Below are 1,039 nucleotides of genomic sequence, written 5' to 3'. Positions count from 1 at the left end.
ACCATTCACCACGATGACATCCATTTCATTGAGACGTTTTAGATCATTCGGTTGCGGTAAGTAGTTATGTGGATTAAAGCCAGCATCCACCAGCGGCAAGATTTCCGCTTTGTCACCAACAACAGCGTGCACATAGCTGAAATAAGGCTGAAGCGTGATACCAATTTTCATTTTGTCACTCGCGAAACTGGACGTGCTAGCGACCAATAAAGCGCAAGATGCAAACATGGAACGTAAAAGCGAACGTGTGATCATAATATGTATTCTTTGAATTGAGTTAAGTGTGCGAAGGGTGAGCAGAAGATGGAGAAGAGAGAATTAGCTGTTGCCACCCCTGTTGATGGCGATGGCTTTCTTCGCTCAATGTTGGGGTTGGCGCAAAACCATGGGCATCGATTAGCCAAATGTCGGCGTGGTTTTGACGACTATCTAGAATCATTGAAGCCGCCCCTTGCTCACTCTGTCTGATGCCCAAGTAGATCCCGTCACCAATGCTCTGCCATTGATGCGAACCTTTACGCTTCCAGTTTTGATCTTGAACAAAGGGAGCAATCCACAGTGACGCCATCTCTTCCGTATCTGGCCAGGTGCCGGACTCTGCGTGTAAATCGCGCAGTTCTTCATGCGCCAGTTTTAGCTCGGCAATCAAACCGAGCTCTTCTTGGTGCAAGTCCGTGATTCGAATTTGATGAGAAAGCACTTCAGAATGGGGAGAATCAACTTGGTGCAGAGGCATCAAAACACTGGCGCAAGCAAGAATACCAGCGATGGTAAGTGCCACCCATTTCCCTTCTCGGCTACCGTTATCGGGACGAACTTTTTGTGTGATCATTTCTCTTTCAGCTCAACCACATCCACTTCAACTGGGCTTTCATGACCGGCATCGAAAACCAAGTAGAAATCAGTCTCTGGATGAGAAAACTCGGCAATAGAACGCTTGTCTGTTCTAACTTTGGCGATGAGGTTATCTTCGTAGTCGTACATTTCGACATCGTAATCGATCGCGGTTGAGCCATCAGAGTAGCCAGTTTCGCAAATC

3 protein-coding genes are annotated in these 1,039 nt (G+C 47.2%); all 3 read right to left on the bottom strand.

What is annotated here, in order from left to right:
* A partial coding sequence (locus R7M72_RS26010; RefSeq protein ID WP_318056581.1) for a metal ABC transporter solute-binding protein, Zn/Mn family occupies nt 1-255 on the bottom strand: 255 nt, incomplete at its 3' end.
* Between the two features lie 22 nt (nt 256-277).
* Entirely contained in the window at nt 278-832 is a 555-nt protein-coding gene (locus R7M72_RS26005; RefSeq protein WP_025533287.1) for a DUF6162 family protein, read from the bottom strand.
* Nucleotides 829-1,039, bottom strand: a 211-nt coding sequence (locus tag R7M72_RS26000) for a hypothetical protein (RefSeq protein ID WP_318056580.1), incomplete at its 5' end; no start/stop codon positions are given. The genes R7M72_RS26000 and R7M72_RS26005, both read right to left, overlap by 4 nt.

This window comes from Vibrio sp. YT-18, assembly GCF_033337345.1.
GTDB lineage: Bacteria > Pseudomonadota > Gammaproteobacteria > Enterobacterales > Vibrionaceae > Vibrio > Vibrio alginolyticus.
This window is presented reverse-complemented; position numbering and strand designations above follow the sequence as displayed.

What these genes read in the sequence shown, in the direction of transcription:
- R7M72_RS26005 (WP_025533287.1), bottom strand. Translation starts at nt 832, where the DNA reads ATGATCACACAAAAAGTTCGTCCCGATAACGGTAGCCGAGAAGGGAAA.